Raw genomic sequence first — 4118 nt, 5'->3', positions numbered from 1 at the left:
GGCCACGGCCGCATCGCCACCTCGCAACTGCTGACCACCCTGCCGCTGGCGCTGCGCCTGCTGGCCGCAGGCACGGTGTGGCTGCTGCACCCGGTCGATCCGCTGCGCGACTACGCATTCGGTTACCTCGGCGCTTCGGCACTGACGCTGGCGGTCGCCACGCTCAGCCTGCGCCAGCCCTGGCCGGCACTGCGCGACTGGCGACTGCCGCGGCTGGCCGAGCTGCGTCACGCCGCGGGCTATGCCGTGCTCAACCTCACCGCCGCCGGCCCGGCCGAACTGGACAAGACGCTGGCGCTGAAACTGCTGCCGCTGGCCGCGGCCGGCGTGTATGCCGCCGGTGCGCGCGTGATTGGCGCGCTGACCCTGCCGGTGATCGCGATGATGCTCGCGGCCTTGCCGCGGCTGTTCCGCGAGGGCCAGACCGATCCCGCACGCAGCACCCGCCTGCTGCGATGGGTGTTCGCCGCTGCACTCGGCTACAGCCTGCTGCTGGCCGCAGCCTTGTGGATCGCGGCGACGATGTTCGACATGCTGTTCGGCCCGCGCTATCACGGCCTCGGCGACACCATCCGCTGGCTGACCCTGGCCGTCCCCGGCATGGCGCTGCGCATCACTGCGGGCAGCGCGCTGATGGCACTGGGCAAGCCGTGGATGCGGGTGGGATTCGAGCTTGGCGGGCTGGTGGTGCTGACCGTGGCGGCGTTCATTCTGGCGCCGAGATTGGCTTTGTCCGGCATACCGCTGGCGCTGGCGTATTCAGAGTGGACAATGGCCATAATTGGCATCCTGATGATGCTAATGTTGACAAGGGGGACCGTTTCTCGTGCAGCCCAACGTTGAGGACGATTACATCGAGTGGAAAGGCTGGAGCCGCTCCGCCTTTAGCAAATTCTCGAACGAGGAACGCATCCAATTCGCTGCGGAAGTCCGTCGCGTCGGTACTACGCTGGACCGAGAAGCACGAGTGCTGGAAATTGGTTTCGGAAACGGTTCGTTCGCAGGCTGGATACGACAATTCACCCATCATTACGTCGGCATCGATCCAACCCAGCACTCGTTGACCGGGCCAACGCAGCTGGTATCGAGGCATACACATCCATTGCCGAATTTGATGCGCTTGCCGGAGACAGAACCTTCGACTTGATCGCCGCATTTGATGTTATCGAACACATGGCGCTGAATGACTTCGTCGCTGCGCTACAAGTTTGGAGGATGCATCTCTCCGGTCGCGGTCGTATTATTATCCGTATTCCGAGTGGAGACAGTCCGTTTTCAGGACGGGTGATGTATGGCGACATCACGCACAAGACCTTGCTTGCAACCACTGCGTTGCAGCAAATCGCGTCGCTGGCGGGCCTGAAACTCGTAGCGACTTATCCACCCGCACTTCCGATTTTCGGCCTCGGGCCCCTGAAGGCCGTTGAGCGAGCAATAGTGGCTGTAGCCCGGAAAGTGATTACTTTCCTGGTCAATGCGACTTTCTACGGCAATCGGCACGGTGTTGTAACCAGCAACTTGATCGCGATCTTCAAGCCCTAAGGCGCGCGCGAATAAGACATTACCCAGCAGAGCCGGATGCCGCCACCTTGCGGAACACCAACGCCATCTGTTCGGCCGCGTCTTTCCAGCTGTGTTCAATTTGCTGAGGTAACGGAAGCGGCCTGGAGAGTGCTGTGCGGATGCCAACAGCAATGCCCTCCGGGCTCGTGTCCGTGTAAACGGCATCGTCACCGCCTGCCTCACGCAGTTCCGGCGAATCGGTAGTCACCACGCGACAGCCATGCGCACGTGCCTCAATGACCGGCATCCCGAAGCCTTCGTAGAGTGATGGAAACACCAAGGCTTCCGCATTCGCATACAAGACCGACAACAACCCGTCGTCGACGAAACCAAGAGGTCTGATCCAGTCGCGTCCGCGTTCGATGCTTCTGCCTCTCCTGTCCCACGCTTCAGGGCCAGCCATAACCAACTGGTGATTCAAAAAAAACCCAGCGGCTCGCAATCGCTCCATCGCCACGACTGCTCCGGAAAGATTTTTTCGCGGAGCACGCGTCCCCACTGTGAGGAGATATGGCTTGCGCACACCAGCCCGGTCCAAGAGTTGCGCCATATTACCCTTGTCGAAAATCGTCGATTTGCCAGAAACAGCCGGATAAGCGATCGCATCCGGCTGCCGTCCAAGTAACTTAACCATGCGCTGGGAAGTTCCTTGCGAGATTGACACGTTTGCATCTGCGGCGAGGATGTCGGCGTTCATCCATTTGCGATGCGCATAACGGGTAATCGGGGGCAGGGTTTCGGGTACGATTACATGATTGAAATCGTACACAGTAAGCACGCATGGCACGCTTGCACCATGCGGAACAAAGGTGTTCGGCGACCAGAACACGTCCACAGGATCTCGGGTGATCAGCGCACCTAGTCGCGAATGCATCCACTGAGTGACTGGTATTCGGCTCCAGAAAGGATGCCTATCCTTGACAACGTGCCAACGTGAAGACGCGGGCACGATGGATGTTTCGCGATATGCATACAGCACGAACTTGGCTTCCGGCATCGCAGTATCGAGCGAAGACAGGATGCCAGCGGCATACCGTCCAACTCCGGTCATGCCATCACGAATACGGCTGACATCGATTCCTACCCTAATCATGGTCTTCCACTCCCCCGCCGAATCCGGCAATGACGTCACGATAAGTCTCGTAATAGGCGTCAATGGCCCTATGTTCCGAGAATGCACTACGAGCGCGCACCACGGCGTTTGACGACATTTCCCGCCGCGTCGCAGAATCTGCGGCCAGCCGCCTAATAGCCTGCGTAAATGCGGGGGCATCATCTTGCGGGCACAGCAAGCCGGTCAGGCCGTCCTTCACGACCTCGGGCAACGACGAGCCGCGCGTTGCAACCACCGGGAGCCCGCAGGCCATGGCCTCTGCCGCGACCAGCCCGAAGCCCTCGCTGCGCGAAGGGAACAAAAAGGCATCGGCGTTCTGCATCGCGGCAATTACCTGATCGCCTGAAAGGCGCCCCAAGTCATGCATGTTCGCCGGCATCCCAGCCCTGTCGTTTTCCGCCGCCGGGCCACCGGTGTAATGCAACTCGAAGCCATCGCCAAGCTCCCGCATGGTTGGGGCCAGCAAATCCACTCCCTTCAGGGGCTTCCATGCGCCCACGTACAACAACCGAAACGGTCCCCAAGGCTGACGTAACCGGCGTCCGGGGCAGAACAACTTCGTATCGATGCCGTTGTAGATGACCCGCATCGGTACATCGCACAGCGTGTTCTGAGCCATGTCAGCCACGTATTGACTCACGGCAACCACCTGGTCAACCCTGCGCAGCACGCGGCGTTCGATGGGAGCGATCCAGAAGCGATGGTAGGCGGTGCGCAAGCATCCCTTGTAGATGCGCAATGCCGGGTCATGGATCGCGTGATGAAGCGTTGCCAGCACCGGCAGGTGTTTGGGTATGAAGCGCGGGTGCAGCCAGGTATTGATATGGCAGACCGTCGCCCATTCTGGCGCTCCGAGCACGGGTACCGTCCATGGGGCGTACTCTGCGCGCAATGGCAGCCAGGTGATCTCCGCGCGCAAGCCTTGCACGCGGAGTGCCGCGGCCAACCGCTCGGTAAAGACGTCTGTGCCGGTCCCGGTGCGGATGGCTGGGAACCAAATGGCGGGTTGGCTACCGGCCATAGCCATTTATTTCGATACGGCAGATCAGCGTCGGGATGGCACGCCGTGTCAGCGCCAGCACCGGATCGGTCAGCCTTCTCGCGAGCCAGGCTCCCGGCCCCTGTGCGCCCTCGATCGTCAGCGTTTCGCGCAATGCCTCTACCTCAAGATGACGCCAGGCAAACCCCGCCTCCACCAGCAGGGAGTCGAGTTGCGGCACGGTCAGCGGCTCGCAGTCGTAGTGCTCGCCGCGCCGCATCAGGCGCAGATAGGGCGTGCGCAGCGGCCGCGGCAGCCAGCTGAGTAAGGCCAGCCGGTAATGCGGCTCGACGAGCATCCAGCGATTGGGCACGGCGAGGTAACCGACCGCACCCGGCGCCATCACACGGCGGATTTCGCGCAGGTGCGCCGGGCGTTCGCCGACGTGCTCGATGACATGAT

Annotated in this window: 6 protein-coding genes; 3 read left to right on the top strand and 3 right to left on the bottom strand. The window is 61.3% G+C overall.

Annotated elements, in window-relative coordinates; genetic code table 11:
• The 3 genes from AC2VLV_RS08710 to AC2VLV_RS08700 all read left to right on the top strand — a co-directional run.
• Nucleotides 1-843 (top strand): lipopolysaccharide biosynthesis protein (locus AC2VLV_RS08710; protein WP_486989615.1); only part of this gene is annotated, 843 nt, incomplete at its 5' end.
• Nucleotides 827-1147 (top strand): methyltransferase domain-containing protein, encoded by a 321-nt coding sequence (locus AC2VLV_RS08705; RefSeq protein ID WP_486989614.1) that lies wholly within the window; start codon nucleotides 827-829, stop codon nucleotides 1145-1147. The genes AC2VLV_RS08710 and AC2VLV_RS08705, both read left to right, overlap by 17 nt.
• On the top strand, nucleotides 1144-1542 hold the full coding sequence (locus tag AC2VLV_RS08700; protein WP_486989613.1) for a hypothetical protein: 399 nt from the start codon (nucleotides 1144-1146) through the stop codon (nucleotides 1540-1542). Before AC2VLV_RS08705 ends, AC2VLV_RS08700 begins: the two co-directional genes overlap by 4 nt.
• Before the next feature lie 19 nt (nucleotides 1543-1561).
• On the opposite strand, the gene AC2VLV_RS08695 is transcribed toward AC2VLV_RS08700, so the two are convergent.
• From AC2VLV_RS08695 to AC2VLV_RS08685, 3 genes are all read right to left on the bottom strand, one after another.
• Entirely contained in the window at nucleotides 1562-2695 is a 1134-nt protein-coding gene (locus tag AC2VLV_RS08695; protein ID WP_486989612.1) for a glycosyltransferase family 4 protein, read from the bottom strand.
• The gene (locus tag AC2VLV_RS08690; RefSeq protein ID WP_486989611.1) at nucleotides 2649-3698 is read right to left on the bottom strand and encodes a glycosyltransferase family 4 protein; all 1050 of its coding nucleotides are present in this window, start codon (nucleotides 3696-3698) and stop codon (nucleotides 2649-2651) included. Before AC2VLV_RS08690 ends, AC2VLV_RS08695 begins: the two co-directional genes overlap by 47 nt.
• The coding region (locus AC2VLV_RS08685; protein ID WP_486989610.1) for a class I SAM-dependent methyltransferase at nucleotides 3688-4118 on the bottom strand (431 nt) is incomplete at its 5' end. The genes AC2VLV_RS08685 and AC2VLV_RS08690, both read right to left, overlap by 11 nt.

It is taken from the genome of Thiomonas sp. TH-17, from assembly GCF_057473305.1.
Note: the sequence above shows the minus strand (reverse complement) of the source record. Positions and strands in the feature narration are given on the sequence as shown.